Raw genomic sequence first — 19014 nt, forward strand, 5'->3', positions numbered from 1 at the left:
TTCACCCGCCTCTATGAATATCTATATGACGTTTCGGAGTCACTATTCCCATATTATCTACATTATAAACCTCACCACCTTCACTTATCGGTTTAATATGATGAACATCACATTTTATCTTTCCTCCGGCCTGCTCACTCTCCCTTGATGCCGGGGCTTTACCAATCTTAATATTACCGGAGTTACCTCGCTTAAATTTCCTTGATAGTTCAGGGGCTTTTGAGACCTCTAACCAAAATTCCTTGCGGAGCTGATCGAAGTTCCCAAACGTTCGGCCTCGCCGCTTATCTGCTTTGGCTGGATGTCGATGAGGATGAGGAATGAAGCAGTTAGCAGCACTTAACTAAATCTATCAAAATTTAAATTTTAAGTTTTTCGAAAAAAAACATTTCACGTTTCACTGATTTATATCAATAAAAAATCAAATTTCATTTCACTAATAAAGACACATGGGAGGATAATCTTCTCCTTTATTAACACAAAGGAGTGTGTTAAATGGCAATTCCAGTTTATTTATGGCTTGAAGATGATGGTGGCTCACCTATAAAAGGTAGTGTTGATGTAAATGGCAGAGAAGGAAGCATAGAGGTAAGTGAATTGATGCACTCTGTAGAACAGCCCACCGATCCCCTGACAGACAAGGCTACAGCGAAACGCTTACATAGTTCATATGCATTTATGAAAAACGTTGATAGCTCATCTTCTTATTTATACAAAGCACTTGCTTCTGGTCAAACCCTCAAAAAAGCCGTATTCAAATTTTACCGAATCAACTATAACGGCCAGGAAGAGGAATATTTTAGGACTACGCTTGAGAACGTGAAAGTAACAGAAATAGAATCTTTTATGATGGATATCAAAAATCCCCAATGGGAAAGGCATGACCACCTTGAGTACGTGGATTTGGCTTACGAGAAAATCACATGGCACTATCTGGACGGTAATATTATTCACTCTGATTCATGGAAAGGACGGGCTGTATAATGGCGTGGGAATACGATGTAACAACACATACCTTCACCCGTAATGGTGAAAAATACAAAGCAGATTATGCAGGTGCAACGGGTTATAAGAATGATAGCTCGAGGGAGTGTGTAAGCGGTAAAGGCCCGCTTCCAAGAGGAACTTATACAATCGGCTCTCCTCATAACTCAGCCCATACAGGTAAATACACACTTAACCTCACCCCGAATCTAAGCAATGCCATGTGTGGACGTTCTGCTTTCCGTATTCATGGTGCAAGTAAAAAACATCCACTGGACTCCTCAGAAGGTTGTATTATCGCCTCTATCAGTGTCAGAAAGAGTATTTGGGCTAGCGGTGATAGGGAGTTAAAAGTGAAATGAAGTTTCTTCTCCTTGTTATTGCTATAACCTCTCCTGTCGCTATGGCTGCACAAATGGAAGGTTTTGGATCCAATTATTACCACGACGATCCATCTATTACTAATTTCGACACCAACAAGGTTTTAGCGCCAGAAGTTATTGTTGGCGACAATGCTTATGTAATGGAATTTAGCAGCCTTACGGATATTGCTAAAAATTCTGGTGTAGTTGTCAGCCAGGACGATCAAGCAGCATGGATCTGCCTAACTTCTAAAAATTCGAGCTACTGGTTTATCTCTGATAATGAGATGGGACAAGGAAATTTAACATCTATTGCGATTGCTAACGCTGAACAGCAAAAAGGGTGCTCGCCTTACAGCGCAGATTTGAGCATTTCGATTAAAGGGATCCCATTACTAAATACTTCAATAGAAAACATCTCATCGACGTTCTCTGGCAAACCTGATGGCAACATAATACAGTATTGCAATGACACTAAAAAATATGGTGATTTTACTCAAATGAATTGCCTCCAATATTATATTGAAAACAATAGTGTTAATGGCGTGTTTATTAGTCAGATTACGTCAAACTAAATGCTATTATAATTAGCTATTCAAGACTGGTTTTTTTATTACTATAGTTGTGTTATCAAACACCTATATTCATTGCAGAATTAAAAATGATTAAAAATAAACTCATGAGAAATTACTTTCATTTCTTATTCGTCGTTCTTCCATCAGGGTAAACAACGTCATCACCAGCCAGCGCAACATTAACCTTCCTGCCGTCTGAAAGTTCGATTTTTTAGTGGACACACAACTGAGTGAGTAAACTCATCATCAGATGGGTTGCCCGTAGTGGCTGGTATGTCTGGTGCCCGCGTCGCCATCATCCTGATCCACGCAAATAGTTCCCTCTCATCTGTGATGAGGCTGCTGGTAAGGCATTTAAAGAGGCAAAACTGCGTTATGGTGCGCCTCGTCTTGCTGACGAACTGCCGGAATACAACATCAAAACTACTGCGGTCAGCCTGCACCGTCAGGAACTGCAGGCAAAAGCTTCACGAAAGTATTCGCAGGTTTTCCCGGGCTGAATGAACTCCAGTTGTACATCATGATCTTCAGCCCATTGGGCCAGTGTCAGTGAGATAAATTCCGGTCCGTTATCCATCCTTAGTTTCAGCGGATAACCACGGTGAGCAACGATTCGATCCAAGACTCTGATGACCCGCTGAGCCGGAATATTCAGGTCAATTGATCCTACCCGGCAATAGTGGACACACAACTGAGTGAGTAAACTCATCATCAGATGGGTTGCCCGTAGTGGCTGGTATGTCTGGTGCCCGCGTCGCCATCATCCTGATCCACGCAAACAGTTCCCTCTCATCTGTGATGAGGCTGCTGGTAAGGCATTTAAAGAGGCAAAACTGCGTTATGGTGCGCCTCGTCTTGCTGACGAACTGCCGGAATACAACATCAAAACTACTGCGGTCAGCCTGCATCGTCAGGAACTGCAGGCAAAAGCTTCACGAAAGTATTCGCAGGTTTTCCCGGCTGAATAAGCTCCCACTGTACACCCTATTCTTCAGCCTACTAAGCCAGTGCCAGTGAGATAAATTCCGGTCCGTTATCCATCCTTAGTTTCAGCGGATAACCACGGTGAGCAACGATTCGATCCAAGACTCTGATGACCCGCTGAGCCGGAATATTCAGGTCAATTGATCCTACCCGGCAATAGTGGACACGCAACTGAGTGAGTAAACTCATCATCAGAGGGTTGCCCGTAGCGGCTGGTATGTCTGGTGCCCGCGTCGCCATCAGCCTGATCCACGCAAACAGTTCCCTCTCATCTGTGATGAGGCTGCTGGTAAGGCATTTAAAGAGGCAAAACAGCGTTATGGTGCGCCTCGTCTTGCTGACGAACTGCCGGAATACAACATCAAAACTACTGCGGTCAGCCTGCACCGTCAGGAACTGCAGGCAAAAGCTTCACGAAAGTATTCGCAGGTTTTCCCGGCTGAATAAGCTCCCACTGTACACCCTATTCTTCAGCCTACTAAGCCAGTGCCAGTGAGATAAATTCAATTTAATGAAATTTTAAGTATTCCCCGCATCAGCCTGAGCCCCACCCTGGCTAAGGTACATTGGACGTCCCCCGGCCACAGTCCTCCGCTGATCACTATATGAAATTCGTATTACATACGGATACCACAGAGTACAAGGGCTGAAGCGAAACGGCTGTAAATATCTGCATTAGCAGATTGACATTTCTTATGAAAATTTCATTATAGTGAATATGCTATGACAATAAAAACATAAGTCTCCGGAAAGCTGGCTCCGGAGAGTGTCAGAGGGACCGCTGATTGCAGAAACATATTTAAAAATTGTCTGCGGGTCAGAAGTCTGATTGGCAAGGATTATAGGGATTTATACCCGGTGAGAGTACCGGGCCCGTAAAAACGGGGTCATGGCGGGGACACATTGGCCGTTGACGATCACAGGAGTGATACCAGTGAAGCGCAAAATTATCATGTTCGATTATCAGATAATACACCGACATTGAAACGTACGGCCAAACTCAGGGAGCAATAACGTGTACAAAACCATAGGGGTTGCCGGGATTGCCCGCTAAACCTGACTTTTCATAAAGCATCTCTCATGGTGCCGTTTAACTCGCAGGAGATTAGAAAATGGTGATGTCGTCTTATTCTTCCGTTGCAGACGTAATTAAAAAGAAAACGAAATATCATACTTCCCGCTTAATACTTGCAGGTACCCTGGTATTTAGTGCCGGTGTCAATATTGCCCAGGCTGCTGACATTCCGACATTAACTGCTGGCTCCACACCATCAAGCAGGCCCGCGTGTTTTCTGGATATTACCACCGGTAAGTTTGAAGGATTTATGCCCGAGATAGCGTCTGAAGTTGCACGCCGGGCAGGTTTTAAAATTACGTTTAATGCCATTCCATTTTCTGCGTTATTACAATCATTACTGACCAATAAAATCGATATGATCGTCGCCGGAATGTCGCCGACAGCCCAACGTAAAACCAAGGTAGACTTTTCAGAAGATGTTACCAGCCTCGGTGAAGGTATTTTCGTTCGTAATGACAATAAGAAACAATACAAAACCGCGCAGGATTTCAAAGGTGAAGTGATTGGCATCATGGCGGGTGCAGATTATGGTCCTCGCATCGCGGCCATGCATGTCGCGAAAGAAGTGAAATTCTATGAAAGTCCGGCAGATCTTGCCAGAGACGTACAGTTAGGTCGTATTTCCGTAGGGATAAACGATTACCCTATTATTAAAGGAGAAGCGGCTGCGGGGTCACTAAAAGGTATGCATGTTGTTGAAAGTTATCAGCCGACTCAGGTTGATCCTATCGCCTTCGCATTCCGCAAAGGTAATGAACCCTTGCTGCTGAAAGTGAATAAAGCTATCGACAGTATGAAAGCCGATGGCTCGCTGCAGAAGATCCTGAACAAATGGGGTATGAAGTACTACGCCGGTTAAATGTGGCTCATACCTGCTATCCCTTATTTAAGATTTCCTGAATCATCCGTCCACTGCATTAAAAAGGGTTCATGTTCCGCATGAACCCTTTTTACATAGATGTGCCCTTTTCATCCGCGACGACAAAACCGGTCATCAAACCTCCGGCATTCACACCCTATGAGTCTGCCTTTCAAAGGGGAAGCGCAATATTTACGGAAGTGCCGACCGTATTTCTGTCAGCCACTCACTATTTTCGTTACCGCGAGCAGGAGTCGAAACCGGGAGACTTCAGGAAGAAAAAACAGGAAGGAGGGTTATTACGCGAATACCCGCAATACAAAAGGCTAAACAGACTCTCTGTGTTCGGGGCATTCCGGTGAGCACCGGAATGCCCGCTACAGAGGATTACATCATTTCCGGCTGACGAATAGTGCTGCCATCACTGAAACGCTCAAGCCGGTAGGGCGCTAATTCAGTGAAGGTGTTGTCGTTGGTCACCATTTCTGCGGCCAGCCGCCCAGCCCCCGGGCCAATACCAAACCCATGGCCGCTAAATCCGGAGGCAACAACAAAACCAGGTAAGTGACTGACCGGAGAAATCACCGGAACCAGGTCCGGCGTAGTATCAATCCATCCGGCCCAACTGCTTTCTACTTTTATCCCCTTTAATGCGGTGAACTCGCGCTCAATCTCAGCGATTGCCAGCTGCAAAATTTCTCCGTCCGGAATGGGGTCCAGAACCCGGTGTTTCTCAAAAGGAGACAGACCGTCAAAAGACCAGGACCCGGCAGCTTCAGGGCCATCGAAGAATGAACTGTTCAACCGGATTTTCAGTTTTTTCGCCAGTTTACTACGATACATTGGATAAAATTTTGCCGCATATCTGAGGTTCTGTGGGGCAAGATCCATGCGACCTCGCCCGGGCATGGAAACGGTATAGGACCCATCAAGCCGTCGACGCAATGCCAGATTCGGGGTACTCAGACAACCTTTCACAATTTCTTCAGCGACCGTGGTTTTGAATGCAGTTCCCAGAATATTCGCCGCAGGCAACTCAATTCCGTGACGCCGACACAATCGGGAACTCCATGCCCCGCCGCAGCAGATCACGGTGCTCGCTTTGACTAATCCCTTTTCGGTCCAGACGCCGCTCACCTTTCCGCCACTGATATCCAGCCCACGGACCGCGCATTGCTGCTGAATATTCGCTCCTGAATTTTGTGCACCGGTTGCTATCGCCGGAGCCGCCTTTGAAGGATCTGCCTGTCCGTCGGTGGGTGACCAGACACCACCAATCCAGGGAGATACCCCGCCAATTCTTTCCTGTGCCTCACTGGCACTAAGCAACTGGCTGGAAAAACCTTTCTCCTGAGCTTTTTTACCCCATGCTTCCCATTTCGCCATATCAGACTCCCGGGTCGTCCCGTAAAGGATCCCTGTACGGCGGAAACCGAGATCAATGCCAATTTCCTGGCTAAGTGTTTCCCAGCGCTGAAGGCTGTACATCGCAAGAGGCAGCTCAAATAAATCGCGATTCTGTTGTCGAACCCATCCCCAGTTCCGGCTGGATTGTTCCCCGCCAATACACCCTTTTTCAAATAATGCGACAGAAACGCCACGCTGAGCTAATTCATAACATATTGAGGTGCCAATAATACCGCCACCGATGATGACAACATCCGCCTGCTCAGGAAAGGTCTTACTGTTCGCCACGGTATCCACTTTTACGCGCATGAAGTTTTCCTCAATGTCAGTAATTATAATATTAGCAACCCGCTATAAATGATTTTCAGGCTGGATATGCATAATCCACAGGACTTTCGCCCCTGAGTGAGTATGATTAAAAACGTTGTGTCTGAGGCTGCTTTTGAACTGGAAGCTATCACCCGGATGTAAAACGGTGCTATTACCCTCGATCTCAAGCGTCAGCTCACCTTCGAGCAGTAACCCTGCTTTTTCACCATAACCTGTCAGTACTTCATCCGACCTTATCTGTGCAGGAATATCGATTATCATAAATTGCAACTGATGGTCGCCTTTCGGGGACAATAATTCTTTCGCGATCCCCCGTTTTCCTACATGAAAGCCCGGGCGCTCCTGCAATCGTCTGACATAGTGTTCCGCACCGGGGGGATCATGTTCCTCATTTTCAAGAAATGCAGTCAGCGGGACATTTAATACAATGCGTAACTGCTCCAGCATTCGTACTGTCGGGTTACTCAGATTTCTTTCAATCTGACTGATGGCGCCGGCAGAAACTCCCGCACGGGAAGCCAGTTCACTGATTGTAAGGTTTCGGGATTTGCGCAATTTTCTTAAACGCAATCCAATATCAGCTTCAAGCGAGTCCGGAACCGGATCCTCACTCAACCCACGATCTTTAGTCATTTATTTTCATCCTGAGAATATGCCTCTTTCCATGATACGCTAAAAATCTATCAGCACGCTTTTATAACGCTGGCACGCTTCCATCGCAGCACGGCCCAGATCCTTCCCTATGCCTGACATTTTAAATCCGCCGGTCGGAATGATGAAATCCTGACTGCGTCCGTAGCGATTAACCCAGACAGTGCCCGCTTCAATCGCTCTTATTGCTCGCATCCCCTGCGAAAGATCACGGGTGTAAACACCGGCAGCCAGTCCGTACACAGTATCATTAGCCAGAGCAATGCCTTCATCCTCATCAGTGAAGGTTTGTATTGTCAGAACCGGTCCGAATACTTCCCGGCAAACCACATCCATATCGTTTGTGACCCCGGCAATCAATGTCGGACGATAAAATGCGCCATTTCCGGTCTCCGGGAAGAATGTCCCGCCAGTAAGGATGTCGGCTCCTTGCTCACGGGCATGACAGACGATGGAATGGATTTTATCCGCCTGCGGTTTATTTATTATCGGGGAATAGCGGCTCGCGCTGTTCCACGTTAAACCAGGCTCACAGCGGACAATATTCTGTTGAATTTTCTCAATGAGTTCATCGGCTATATTTTTATGAACGATTAAACGGGTCCCTGCCACACATACCTGACCCGCATTCCCGGTAAATCCGCCGGAAATACAGTTGGCAACCTGTGCCAAATCATTCACTTTCTCAAACACCAGTTGAGGGCTTTTCCCCCCTAATTCGAGCGTGACAGGCTTGATACCATTATTCGCAGCATTCGTCATAATAGCTGCACCCGTCACAGGCGACCCGGTAAAACTGATCTTACCTACCGCAGGATGAGCCACAAGCTGCGCACCGGCAGTCGCCCCTAATCCGTGAATCACATTGAGAACACCGGAAGGTATACCGGCTAAAACAGCAAGTTCAGCCAGGCGCACCGTGGAGAAGGGTGTCATTTCAGAAGGTTTAATGACTATTGCATTACCGGTAGCCAGCGCCGGACCACATTTCCAGGCAGCCATAGATAAGGGAAAATTCCAGGGCGTTATCGCACCAATCACACCATAAGGCTCCGCTGCACTGAAGCCTAGTTTGGAGTGACAGGTAGCAAAATGATCCCCCCCTTCTTTATCCGCCAGCTCTGCAAAAAAACGAATCGTTTCGGCTGCCGAGGCCACATCGCCACTTTTGGCCAGCGTTACCGGACGGGTTGAACAGGCTGATTCTAATTGCAGCAGCACCACATCCTGCTCAATCAATTCAGCCCAGCGATAAAGAGCCCGCGTCCGTTCTCGAGGCGCACAGGTTGACCAGCCACTCTCTTTTGCCGCACGTAAGGCGCTACTGACGGCATGATCTACTGTGTCTGCACTGGCATCCGGGATAGAGGCAAAAAACTTGCCATCAGAAGGACGATTAACATCAATTTCTCTCTCTCCGGCGGGTGTCACTAAAGTACCGCCGATGTAATGACCTACCGGGACGGGCACGTTCTCCGGAGTGAAGTCTAACGTCATTTAAAAGTCCTTTGAATTAGGCCTGATGATGTCATCCGCAGGGATCTGCTCAATTTCTGGCGTTCAACGCTTATTTCAATTCACTTATGCCTTGTCTGGCATGCTCCTACCCCCGGTACTTCGGGTTATCAGAAACAGGGCCGGTATAAAGGTGGAGCACGAACGCCCCTAAGTTTCATTATAATGAATTTATGACTATCACTTTGTCAAGCTTATCCACCCTAAAATACGCCGGGTTAACTCCCCCCGCAACCACTGAATAAAGCAAACCATCCTGAAATATAGTGCTGACATTCATCGAATAGCGTTTATAAGCAAATAATATGATCAGAGGCAGCAAAGCGATTGACTTAACAGAGGCATCCGATGATATTCATTAAAATGAATTATGCATGGATTTATTTCCCTGCCCACCAAAGACCAAAAAAAGAGCGAGTGACATATGGATTGGAGCAATGTTCATACCTATCTGCCATTTCTGCTAAAAGGCGCAGAGATGACGGTCTATATCACTGTTATTTCATTGGTGATTAGCACCCCTCTTGGGCTGCTTTGGGCAGCAGGAAAAATGTGTCCCTGGCGCATCATCCACTGGCCGGTATCAGTCATTATTAATATCACCCGTGGATTACCGATGATTGTGGTCCTGTTCTATATCTATTTCGTGTTCCCGGATGTAGGTATCACCCTCACCTCTTTCGAAGCCAGCGTTATCGGGATTGCCTTCTGTTATTCAACTTATATTGCAGAGATATTCCGGGCCGGAATAGAAGCGGTAGACCGTGGACAACTGGAAGCTGCACGCTCCCTGGGGATGGGTTTCAGAAAAGCCATGTGCCGGGTGATCCTACCTCAGGCATTCCATATAGCATTACCCCCTTATAGCAACACACTGGTAATGATGCTCAAGGATTCGGCTCTGGCTTCCACCATTGCGGTGACAGAAATAACGCGTCAGGGGCAATTGATTGCAGCATCAACGTTTGACAATACCACTGTTTATACTCTGGTAGCGCTACTCTATCTGGCGCTGAGCTTGCCTCTGATGGCGATGACCAAGCGACTGGAAGCACGACGAGTGAAAGGAGCTTAAGATGATTGAAATCAAAGATGTCCATAAACGCTTTGACCAGGTTGAAGTCCTTAAAGGGGTGAATTTCAGCGTGGCAGAAGGGGAAGTGGTCTGCCTGATTGGCCCTTCCGGCTCCGGTAAGTCGACGATATTAAGGTGTATTAATGGACTGGAAACCTATGAGAGTGGAGAAATAAGCGTTCTGGGACAACGCGTCAATAACAAAGATAAAAGCATTAATAACCTGCGTCGTCAGGTCGGCATGGTATTTCAGCGCTTTAATCTGTTCCCTCACCGCTCGGTGCTGGAGAATGTCATGGAGGGGGCTATCCATGTGAATGGCGAGCCCCGGGATATCGCACAGAAACGTGCAATAGAGTTGCTCGGGCTGGTCGGACTTGCTGATAAATTATCGGCATGGCCCGCTCAACTGTCCGGAGGACAGCAACAACGCGTCGCGATAGCCAGAACGTTGGCCCTCAATCCCAAAGCGATTCTGTTTGATGAGCCTACTTCCGCCTTAGACCCTGAACTGGTGGGTGACGTGTTGCAGGTTATGCGTACATTAGCGGATGAAGGTATGACCATGATCGTGGTCACTCATGAAATGCAGTTTGCACGTGAAGTGGCGGACAGAGTCTGTTTTTTATACAGCGGCCGTATTGTCGAACAGGGGCCAGCCGGAGAGGTTTTGGGTAACCCACAAGAGCCCAGAACACAGGAGTTTTTAAAAAGGATCCTTGGCGGCTCGCGTCCGACCCGCTGTGAGACATGCAGGAAAATAGCCTGATCAGGAATACAGAGGAAATGACTCTGCTTTTGCCCACTGTCGATGACCCATTACATCTTCGTAAAATGACATGGCAGGATTTACCTGCCGTCCATCGTTTGTCGTCTCTGGTGGGGTGGTCACATCGCCCTGAAGACTGGCAGTTCATGTTTCAGTCCGGGCAAGGATGGATAGCCGAAATCCATGGCAGGATCGTGGGTTGCGCACTTTACTGGCTTTGGGGCAGTAGTGCCGCCACCGTGGGGATGGTGATTGTCTCTCCGGACTGGCAGGGAAAGCGTATCGGGTTTCTTGTGATGGAAAAGATAATGTCTTGCCTGGAGGGTTACCAGGTGCGTCTTCATGCAACAGCAATGGGTAAAGGACTTTATCAAAAGTTCGGTTTTAAGGACGCCGGGATTGTGACTCAGTACCTGAGCAACCCGTTACCAAAAATACAGGCGTGTAATATTCCAGAACCGTTATCGGTACGTCTGGCGTATCCGTCAGATAAAGAAACACTGACAGCACTGGATTATCTCTCCACTGGCCTGCTGCGCACTGAATTAATCGAACAAATCCTTACCGATGGAATAAAAACGATTGTCTTACTGGATAAACATCAGCAAATTATCGGTTTTGCCGGTTACCGGAAGTTTGGCCGGGGAGTCATTATCGGACCGGTCGCTGCCAGTAATATTGAGCAAGCGAAAGTGCTTATTTCTCAATTTTTTCCGACGCCGCCGGGTTGGTGCTCCGCATTGATATTACGGATAATGCATCGCTGGCACGCTGGCTGGAGGATCTTGGGTTCACCCCTGTCAGCATCCCGATAGTGATGTATAAAGGTCGCCGACCGGCAGAGAAAAGGCAATGCTCAACTTTTGCTATCGTCACCCAGGCGTTAGGGTGACGGCTCAGCGTAAATTTTTAAGGAAAGTTGAATATTACCGGTGACGCCCGCCGCCGGATCGGGACTATTTTTTCTTATTCAGCATCGACTTTAAATCGGCAAAAGGGTTAAACGTCGCCACACCCATATCTTTTTGTGCATCTTCGCCCGCGACAACGCGGGTGCCATACATATCGGCTTCTGTGTATTTCGAGTGTTCATGATCGTGGCAATAGAGGCACAATAGCTCCCAGTTACTGCCATCTTCCGGGTTATTGGTGTGATCGTGATCGATATGGTGAACCGTCAACTCCCGCAGGTTGGAATAAACGAACTCCCGGGAACAGCGCCCGCAGACCCACGGATATATTTTAAGTGCTTTTTCACGATAGCCACTTTCCAGCCGCGCGTAGTTTTTTGGAATAAAAGCCATTGCCAGTGTTACCTTTTATAAAAAGACGATGTCGGATTTTGCTGAAGACAGCCGGTGTGCCTTCCTGCTGAGAAGATGCACCTTATCTGAGTGTGGCTATTCTACACGGGTAAACGATAACCTGACCACAGAGCCGATAACAAACACCGGACAGTTTTTCCTTTTTATCGCCACAACCGTGCTGATCCCGGCGGCCTGCGGGTAAAAACAGGATCCGACGCCCCCGCTTCCGACCCTGACATACCGCCGGTCAATGGTTCGCCACTCATGGCCGCGAGGACACAGATCGGCTCAGGGTGAGTGCTGCTCAAAGTCACCAGCAGCGGTATTCAGTCACGGCCTGCCATCGGCGAACGTCCGCGGATGGGTATCATTACTGAAAGAAATTTAATATATCGCTGCCTTTCAATATGTTAAAAAATACGTTTGATAATGAAACGGAGACCTTCATCGATGACTCTCCTGGCAGGTAAAACAGGACGATTATTTATCATTAATCTTCTTACCGGGGTTTCTTACGCTTTTATTTTACCGGTGATGAGCCTCTATCTGATCAACGGACTCCATGCAGAACCCCTGTTTATCACATTTTACAGCCTGGGATTTGCACTGTCGGGTCTGATATGTAGTCAGTATCTGGGGGGACTGGCTGACAGAGGGTATTCCCACAAAACACTTTTCATCATCTCACTGATAGCTTTGTTTCTCTCCGGGGTAATGTTTACTTTCTGCCGGACGCCGCTGGAGGCTTTACTGACAGGGATCTTTCTGATGGGGCCAGGTAATGCTTCTGTCCCGCTCCTGCTGGCAATGGTCCGCAGGCATTCAGTCACGATGAAACTGAACGCGACTCGCCTTAATACACAGATGCGTTCCGGCGTTTCGGTGGTATGGATAGCCGGTCCGGCATTAGCTTTTATTTTTGCTGACAAATACGGCTTTGTTTTCAATTTTATGATGTCCGCCTGCCTCAGCGGAGTCACGATACTGCTTAGCCTGCTGCTGCTCACCGGCCCGAAACTTAAACAACAAAACACGGCAGAAAAAACTATCGTCAGAAGACAGCGTCTTCCGCCACAGGTCTGGCTGACGGGCCTTGTCATGCTGCTGGCGAATCTCTCAAACAACCTGTATCTGACGGTCATGCCACTCTATCTGGTCAGGGATCTGGCGATGCCTGCCTGGTTTCCTGGCTTTCTGCTCGGTTCGACAGCACTGCTGGAAATTCCGGTTATGCTGGTTGCTGCGCGCCTGTCAGAGCGTTACGGAAAAATATCGCTGATCATGACAGGTTTTGCTTCGGCATCGGTATATTACGGACTGCTGCAACTGGCAGACTCTATGCCTTTTTTACTGACCATCCAGCTTTTTAACGGGTTATTCTTCGGGATCTTCGTCGGTCTGGGGGTTTCAATCGTTCAGGAGGCTCTGCCGGAACGGAGCGGGTTTGCTTCAGCATTTTATTCCAATATGATGCGGGTCGGGATGATGGCTGGTAACGGGATCGCAGGCATAACCGCACAGACCGGTGGGTTCAGAATGACACTGATGGTGCCGTTGTTCTCTGTTGTGGGTGCCGCAATACTGTTATTTTTCACCTCCGGCTTATCGCAACGGAAAAATCAACCGTCTCCGCCGTCATCATCGCTATGATAAAAAACATACTGCGGCACCGCCCGGGGTCAGACCGCTCCGGTCGCTGTCTGGTCCCTCAGGTTAACCTGTCCGTGGGCGGCAGCCATGCCCCCTCCGCCGGGAGAGTATACATTACCGGGCCTCAGACCGCCGAAAGCGGGCATTCCATTCATCGCGGGTGATTTCCCATAATTCAGACGTCATCCAGCCGCTGACATAGTGTTTCTCTTCCGTCCCGATAAGCCGCATGCCACTGCTTTCGGAGATTGCCCGGGAACGACGGTTATCCGCGGCTTTCGGTACCCGTAAAACGTCCCGCTCCAGGGTATTGAACCAGAAATCCGTGACCGCAATACTGGCTTCACGCATATAGCCCTGCCCCTGATATTCAGGCACCAGCCAGAAACCCCGGTTATTATCGGGTATATCATATAAACAGATATGCCCGATAAGTTCTTCCGGGGCGCTCTTTCGGCGTACCGTCCAGCACCATGCCTGCCCTTTTTCCATTTGCGGAAGGGCAATGGAGTTGACGTAAACCTCTGCACCATCATCCGGATAGGGCCAGGGGACAGTCCCTGTCAGATACCGGACGATCTCCCAGCGCGGAAAACATTGCTGGATCTGCACTGCATCTTCACTGACCAGCGGGGTTAACAATAATCGCGATGTTTCCAGCACGGGTATCGGCATAGCAGACTCCTGTCTCAGGTTAAGATTCTGTATAAGTGATGACCTTTTCTTGCAGCAAAGCTTCCGGCAGTCACTGTGCCCGGAAGGCTGTGTTTAACATATTCCGGGGATTGCTCTGTAGTGTTGCTCACCGGGACCGGAACAACCGGAGACAGCTCAGAGGATCCCCCGTGTCGCTGCCCTGCCCTGATGCCGGCCACGCCGGACATTTAAGGTTACGTCCTGTCGGTTAATTCTTCAGAAAACATATCAGGAAATGCATTGGCAGCAAAGTCACTGGGTTCGCTCAGTCCCCCCCTGCGGAAAATCAGATAAAAAGAGAATAACCCTCTGTTTTAAAATATAAAGACAGCAACTTCCGCTAACCTGAAAAAGTAATAACAGGGCTCACCCATCGCCTGTTATCGTAAAACCGTTTGCAATTCACTGATTCGCAGGTTAAATCAATAATAACTCCCCTTCAGATATCAGATTACTCACGTAAATGAAGAAAAAAGCATTGAACCAGGTGACCGATTTTGACCTTAAGCTGCTGAGAATTTTTAAAGCAGTCGCTGACTGTGGCAGTTTCTCTGCGGCAGAAGGATTATTGGGGATCACCCGTTCCGCGATCAGCTTACATATGGGTGACCTGGAACAGCGATTAGGTATGCGGCTGTGTCAACGCGGACGGGCAGGATTTTCGCTGACTGATGAAGGAAGAGAAATTCTGCGGCTGAGCGAAACCATGATGACCTCCGTAGAGTTTTTTCGTCAGCAGGTGAATCAGATGCATGAGCAGATACGCGGTGAATTTAAACTGGGTATTATTAATAACCTGGTGACGCAGCCGATGATGCGGATCACGGAAGCATTGCAGGAACTGCGTACCCGCGGCCCGGAAATCCGCATTAATCTGAGTATGTGCACGCCGGCTGAGATTGAAAGAGGCCTGATGGACGGACGTCTTCATGCAGGCGCCTTGCCTATGATCACCCCGCTCTCGACACTCAACTATTATCCTCTCTATGAAGAGAAATCCAGCCTTTACTGCAGTCATGCTCACCCGTTATTCGATACGGCGGAGAATGTTGACAGCGCCCGTCTGAGCACTGCGGATGCCGTCGCCCCCGGCTACCGGATGACCGCAGAAACTATCGGTTTACACCAGCAGCTTAACTGCAATGCCACCGCGACTGACCGTGAAGGGATAGCCTTTCTGATCCTGACCGGAAAATTTGTAGGCTTTCTGCCTGACCATTATGCAACTACCTGGCTTGAGAAGCATAGGATGCGGGCGATTAATCCGGATAAGATGTTTTTTACCACCACCATCGCGGCAGCGACCCTAAAAGGCCACCGCGCCAATGCCATTCTTGATCTCTTCTTACGCTCGCTCGGGCTCTGACGCCAGGCTGGCATGATGCACTTTAACGCCAACAGTTGGATCCCCGCCCATTCCGGGAATGGCAGTCACCCGCGGTAATGACCGGGACTGCGTTTTTGTATCGCGATACACAAGCCCGATATCACGGCCGGTAAGTAGTTCGGTTTCTCATGTCGTGATCCGGCAGGGGATCTTCTGCAGATGATAATTTCTCCGGGGGCCATTCAGGAGAAATTATCATGTAGTAGTAAATGAAAGTATTAACGGTTAGCTACAGCATAATACGAATATATTTACGGGGATCCGCAATCGGAATTAAATTTAACCATATGATATATATAATAATATATCGTCATTCACGATAATGTCACTCCATCGCCTTTTTACCTGTCGGACATCTGATAACCTTATATTTTTCTTGACTACTACATAGCACCCAAGCAAAATTGAAGGGAGAATGATACTTATTACTATTTGCGTTCTGATGATCGTCGGTGTGTTCCGGGTCTGACGCAGGAGTTAACATGCCACAGCAGGCCCCCCCTACCATGGAAACACGAGGTTTACAGGTCGAAAACCTGCGTGCCGGTTACCAGAAAAAGATAATTATTGATGATATCAGCCTGAGCCTTCCGCCCGGTAAAATGACCATACTGGCCGGTGCCAATGGTTCAGGAAAATCAACATTACTCAACAGTATCGCGCGGATGATCACCCCGCACGCCGGACAGGTCATCCTGGATGGTAAGGCTATCCATCAGCAGCCTGCCCGTCAGGTAGCACGTCAGCTGGGCATTCTGCCGCAAACCCCGCTGCTGCCTGAGGGGCTGACCGTCGCAGAACTGATCTCGCGGGGACGTTTCCCGTGGCAGGGTTTTCTGCGCCAGTGGTCAGAGGCCGATGAACAGGCGGTGACAGAAGCGATGCGCCTGACCGGCACCGAATCTCTGGCGCACCAACAGGTAGAAAATCTTTCCGGCGGTCAGCGTCAGAGATGCTGGATAGCCATGACACTCGCCCAGCAGACACCGACAATTTTGCTGGATGAGCCGACCACCTTTCTCGATCTGCGTTATCAGGTCGACATCCTGGAATTGCTGCGTGATCTGACCCGGTACCACAACCGGACGGTTATCATGGTGTTGCACGACCTGAATTTTGCCGTTAATTACGCAGATACTCTGGTGTTCCTGAAACAGGGCAAACTGTGCGCTGTCACCGACGACCCTGCTACCTGTACTCCGTCGCTGATCCAATCCGTGTTTGACCTGGATGTTCAGATGTCGATCAACCCGCAGACCGGCAAACCCTTCTTTATGCCCTTTCCTGCGATGAAGAGTTCACAATAATGACCGGAACCGCCCCTTTGTTCCGCCATCGCCAGTCCCGTTACCTGCTGAGTCTGCTGTTAACTGCCTTGCTGGTGGCCGTCTGCTCTGTGTTTGACTTAGCTATCGGTGCCCGGTATATCTCACCGGAAACGGTCGTCCGGGCACTGGTCGCTTATGACCCGCACAATTTCAATCATCATGTTGTGGTTGAACTTCGCCTGTTACGTCTGATTGCCGCATTACTGATTGGCAGTGCCTTAGGCGTTGCCGGATTGCTGTTACAGTCGGTGATCCGCAATCCCTTAGGTGAGCCCCATATTCTTGGCTTAAACGCCGGGGCCGCGCTGGCGGTGGTCATGAGTACGGCCTGTGGCGCGACCTGGCTCACCTTGCCTGGCATCCGGCCGCTGGTCGCGGCAGGCGGTGCTGCACTGCTGTTCAGTCTGGTGATCCTCTTCTCCTCCGCCGGACGCAGCGGGTTGACGGTGATGAAAGTCACACTCTGCGGGGTGGCCTTGTCTGCTTTCGCCTCCTCACTGACCGCCACGGTACTGTTACTGGATGAGCAGACCATGATGGACATGCGCACCTGGCTTGCCGGTGATCTTGCCGGATTAAGCTGGCCGGGGGTACAGGCGGCGGCTATCCCGGTGGCTCTGGCTATCCTGCTGGCGGGATGGCTGGCGCCTTCGCTGAATGCTCTGGCGCTGGGAGATCACCTGGCCCGCGGGTTAGGGGTGGATCTGCGGCGTACCCGTATTTTGTCCATTTTCGCCATTGCGTTACTCAGTGGTGCGGCTGTCTCTCTGGCCGGGCCGATAGGTTTCGTCGGGCTGATTGTCCCGAATGTAGTGCGGCGGCTGGTGACAGAAGATGTGCGTAAGGCTATCCCGTGCTGTGCTTTGTGCGGCGCGCTGGTTCTGCTGGTTGCCGATATTGCCGCACGCACGCTGATAGCCCCGCAGGAGCTGGCCACCGGCGTAATGACCGCCCTCGCCGGGGCGCCGGTCTTTATCTTTATTGCCTCGAGGTTTTTTAAATGAGCCCCCTGTTGCGTGCCGTCGGCTGGAAAGCACTCCGTCAGGGCCGGTGGTCTGTTCTGCTCAGGCCCGCCACCCTTGTCCGGCTGGCACTCTTCCTGCTGCTGATTTTACTGTTACTGGTCTTCGGCATCAGTCATGGCAGCCTGCAGGTACCGGTATCCGGTGTCGCCAGGGCACTGTTTTACCCGCAGGAGGTTCATGACCCCTCTCTGTTTATCGTCAGAGGAGTCCGGCTCCCCCGGTTGCTGATGGCTGTCACGGTCGGCGCAATGCTGGGGATGGCCGGGGCTGCCATGCAGTCCATTACCCGTAATGGCCTGGCAGACCCGGGACTGCTGGGGGTGAAGGAAGGTGCCAGTATTGTGGTACTGACGCAGATCCTCTTCTTCCCGGCTCTGGGCATGCTCTGGCAACCGGTGACCGGGATGGCCGGGGGCTTGCTGGTCTCGGCATTAGTCGTCCTGCTGGGCAGAGATTTTTCCAGGCCCCGTTTTATTCTGATCGGTATCGGTATTTCGTGGATATTCGCGGCCGCCATCGGGGTCTTTATGACCACTGCCGATGTCCGGCAGGTTCAGACCGTGATGTTATGGATGGCGGGCAGTCTGAATACGGTCAGCTGGCCACTGCTATTGATTTCCCTCTGCTGGGGGATCCCGGCCATATTGCTGTTATTTCTCACCGCCCGTGCTTCAGATATTGCGTTGCTCGGGAATACCGCGGCCACCGGTTTGGGTGTCAGGTTATCGCAATTAACCCTGCTGCGTTTTATCGCCCCGGTCATTCTGACGGCAACCTGTATTTCCTGTGTCGGCAGTATCGGCTTTGTCGGGCTGATGGCCCCGCACCTGTCACGCATGCTGTTCCGCGGCGGCCAGTCGGCCCTGCTCAGTGGCAGTGCTGTCTGTGGCGGAGTGCTGGTGTTACTGGCCGATAATGTGGGAAGACTGGCCTTTGCCCCATTACAGTTGCCTGCCGGTATCGTGATTTCATTACTCGGTGGCCCGTTTTTCCTGTTACTGCTCTGGCAACGCCGGGACAAATTCTGATGTG

At 49.7% G+C, this 19014-nt stretch carries 18 protein-coding genes and 5 pseudogenes; 15 read left to right on the forward strand and 8 right to left on the reverse strand.

Annotated elements, in window-relative coordinates; all coding sequences use genetic code 11:
- Position 1: 1 nt before the first annotated feature.
- A complete protein-coding gene (locus CG67_RS18715; protein ID WP_074011103.1) occupies positions 2–322 on the reverse strand; it encodes an HNH endonuclease signature motif containing protein in 321 nt (106 codons plus the stop codon).
- Positions 323–495: 173 nt separating this feature from the next.
- On the opposite strand from CG67_RS18715, the gene tssD reads away from it, so the two are divergent.
- From tssD to CG67_RS18465, 4 genes and pseudogenes are all read left to right on the forward strand, one after another.
- Positions 496–984, forward strand: a complete 489-nt coding sequence (tssD, locus tag CG67_RS02220) for a type VI secretion system tube protein TssD (RefSeq protein WP_025901352.1) — start codon at positions 496–498, stop codon at positions 982–984.
- A complete protein-coding gene (locus CG67_RS17255) occupies positions 984–1346 on the forward strand; it encodes a tlde1 domain-containing protein (protein WP_074011082.1) in 363 nt (120 codons plus the stop codon). Before tssD ends, CG67_RS17255 begins: the two co-directional genes overlap by 1 nt.
- Positions 1343–1921, forward strand: a complete 579-nt coding sequence (locus CG67_RS02225) for a hypothetical protein (RefSeq protein ID WP_025901353.1) — start codon at positions 1343–1345, stop codon at positions 1919–1921. The genes CG67_RS17255 and CG67_RS02225 overlap by 4 nt, the downstream gene beginning before the upstream one ends.
- A gap of 254 nt (positions 1922–2175) precedes the next feature.
- Positions 2176–2409: pseudogene (locus tag CG67_RS18465) on the forward strand (IS3 family transposase); the annotation flags it as partial.
- On the opposite strand, the pseudogene CG67_RS02230 reads toward CG67_RS18465, so the two are convergent.
- Positions 2409–2582, reverse strand: a pseudogene (locus tag CG67_RS02230) (transposase family protein); the annotation flags it as partial. The pseudogenes CG67_RS18465 and CG67_RS02230 sit on opposite strands and share 1 nt — an antisense overlap.
- A 58-nt stretch (positions 2583–2640) precedes the next feature.
- Between CG67_RS02230 and CG67_RS17960 the strand changes: the two are divergent.
- Positions 2641–2874, forward strand: a pseudogene (locus tag CG67_RS17960) (IS3 family transposase); the annotation flags it as partial.
- 49 nt (positions 2875–2923) lie between these two features.
- On the opposite strand, the pseudogene CG67_RS17965 reads toward CG67_RS17960, so the two are convergent.
- Positions 2924–3046: pseudogene (locus tag CG67_RS17965) on the reverse strand (IS3 family transposase); the annotation flags it as partial.
- Between the two features lie 54 nt (positions 3047–3100).
- Here CG67_RS17965 and CG67_RS17970 point away from each other — a divergent pair.
- Positions 3101–3337: pseudogene (locus CG67_RS17970) on the forward strand (IS3 family transposase); the annotation flags it as partial.
- Between the two features lie 680 nt (positions 3338–4017).
- Positions 4018–4842, forward strand: coding sequence for an ABC transporter substrate-binding protein (locus tag CG67_RS02245; RefSeq protein WP_025901357.1), 825 nt, complete (start codon positions 4018–4020; stop codon positions 4840–4842).
- Positions 4843–5229: 387 nt separating this feature from the next.
- Here CG67_RS02245 and CG67_RS02255 read toward each other — a convergent pair whose 3' ends face one another.
- From CG67_RS02255 to CG67_RS02265, 3 genes are read right to left on the reverse strand one after another with little or no spacing between them, the layout of a single operon-like run.
- Positions 5230–6558, reverse strand: a complete 1329-nt coding sequence (locus CG67_RS02255) for an FAD-binding oxidoreductase (protein ID WP_025901359.1) — start codon at positions 6556–6558, stop codon at positions 5230–5232.
- Between the two features lie 42 nt (positions 6559–6600).
- Complete coding sequence (locus CG67_RS02260) at positions 6601–7212, reverse strand: helix-turn-helix domain-containing protein (protein ID WP_025901360.1); 612 nt, start codon at positions 7210–7212, stop codon at positions 6601–6603.
- A 39-nt stretch (positions 7213–7251) separates the two neighbouring features.
- Positions 7252–8727, reverse strand: a complete 1476-nt coding sequence (locus CG67_RS02265) for an aldehyde dehydrogenase (protein ID WP_025901361.1) — start codon at positions 8725–8727, stop codon at positions 7252–7254.
- Between the two features lie 442 nt (positions 8728–9169).
- On the opposite strand from CG67_RS02265, the gene CG67_RS02270 reads away from it, so the two are divergent.
- From CG67_RS02270 to CG67_RS02280, 3 genes are read left to right on the forward strand one after another with little or no spacing between them, the layout of a single operon-like run.
- Positions 9170–9820: an amino acid ABC transporter permease gene (locus CG67_RS02270; RefSeq protein ID WP_025901362.1), complete on the forward strand. Its 651-nt coding sequence runs from the start codon at positions 9170–9172 to the stop codon at positions 9818–9820.
- A 1-nt stretch (position 9821) separates the two neighbouring features.
- A complete protein-coding gene (locus tag CG67_RS02275; protein ID WP_025901363.1) occupies positions 9822–10589 on the forward strand; it encodes an amino acid ABC transporter ATP-binding protein in 768 nt (255 codons plus the stop codon).
- Positions 10590–10606: 17 nt separating this feature from the next.
- A complete protein-coding gene (locus CG67_RS02280; protein ID WP_160318953.1) occupies positions 10607–11404 on the forward strand; it encodes a GNAT family N-acetyltransferase in 798 nt (265 codons plus the stop codon).
- Positions 11405–11545: 141 nt separating this feature from the next.
- On the opposite strand, the gene yajD is transcribed toward CG67_RS02280, so the two are convergent.
- The gene (gene yajD, locus CG67_RS02285; RefSeq protein ID WP_025901364.1) at positions 11546–11893 is read right to left on the reverse strand and encodes an HNH nuclease YajD; all 348 of its coding nucleotides are present in this window, start codon (positions 11891–11893) and stop codon (positions 11546–11548) included.
- Positions 11894–12346: 453 nt separating this feature from the next.
- Here yajD and CG67_RS02290 point away from each other — a divergent pair, with 453 nt between their 5' ends.
- Positions 12347–13546 carry a sugar efflux transporter gene (locus tag CG67_RS02290; RefSeq protein WP_025901365.1) on the forward strand — a complete coding sequence of 400 codons (1200 nt, stop codon included), beginning with the start codon at positions 12347–12349 and terminating at the stop codon, positions 13544–13546.
- Positions 13547–13660: 114 nt separating this feature from the next.
- Here CG67_RS02290 and CG67_RS02295 read toward each other — a convergent pair whose 3' ends face one another.
- Entirely contained in the window at positions 13661–14221 is a 561-nt protein-coding gene (locus CG67_RS02295) for a GNAT family N-acetyltransferase (RefSeq protein ID WP_025901366.1), read from the reverse strand.
- 484 nt (positions 14222–14705) lie between these two features.
- Between CG67_RS02295 and CG67_RS02300 the strand changes: the two genes are divergently transcribed.
- The 4 genes from CG67_RS02300 (at position 14706) to CG67_RS02315 (ending at position 19010) form a co-directional block, all read left to right on the forward strand.
- On the forward strand, positions 14706–15608 hold the full coding sequence (locus tag CG67_RS02300) for a LysR family transcriptional regulator (RefSeq protein ID WP_025901367.1): 903 nt from the start codon (positions 14706–14708) through the stop codon (positions 15606–15608).
- A 503-nt stretch (positions 15609–16111) separates the two neighbouring features.
- Positions 16112–16936, forward strand: coding sequence for an ABC transporter ATP-binding protein (locus tag CG67_RS02305; RefSeq protein WP_025901368.1), 825 nt, complete (start codon positions 16112–16114; stop codon positions 16934–16936).
- The gene (locus tag CG67_RS02310; RefSeq protein ID WP_025901369.1) at positions 16936–17961 is read left to right on the forward strand and encodes an iron ABC transporter permease; all 1026 of its coding nucleotides are present in this window, start codon (positions 16936–16938) and stop codon (positions 17959–17961) included. Before CG67_RS02305 ends, CG67_RS02310 begins: the two co-directional genes overlap by 1 nt.
- Positions 17958–19010 carry an iron ABC transporter permease gene (locus CG67_RS02315; protein ID WP_025901370.1) on the forward strand — a complete coding sequence of 351 codons (1053 nt, stop codon included), beginning with the start codon at positions 17958–17960 and terminating at the stop codon, positions 19008–19010. Before CG67_RS02310 ends, CG67_RS02315 begins: the two co-directional genes overlap by 4 nt.
- Positions 19011–19014 lie beyond the last annotated feature (4 nt).

It is taken from the genome of Tatumella sp. UCD-D_suzukii, assembly GCF_000611875.2.
Taxonomy (GTDB): Bacteria; Pseudomonadota; Gammaproteobacteria; order Enterobacterales; family Enterobacteriaceae; genus Tatumella; species Tatumella ptyseos.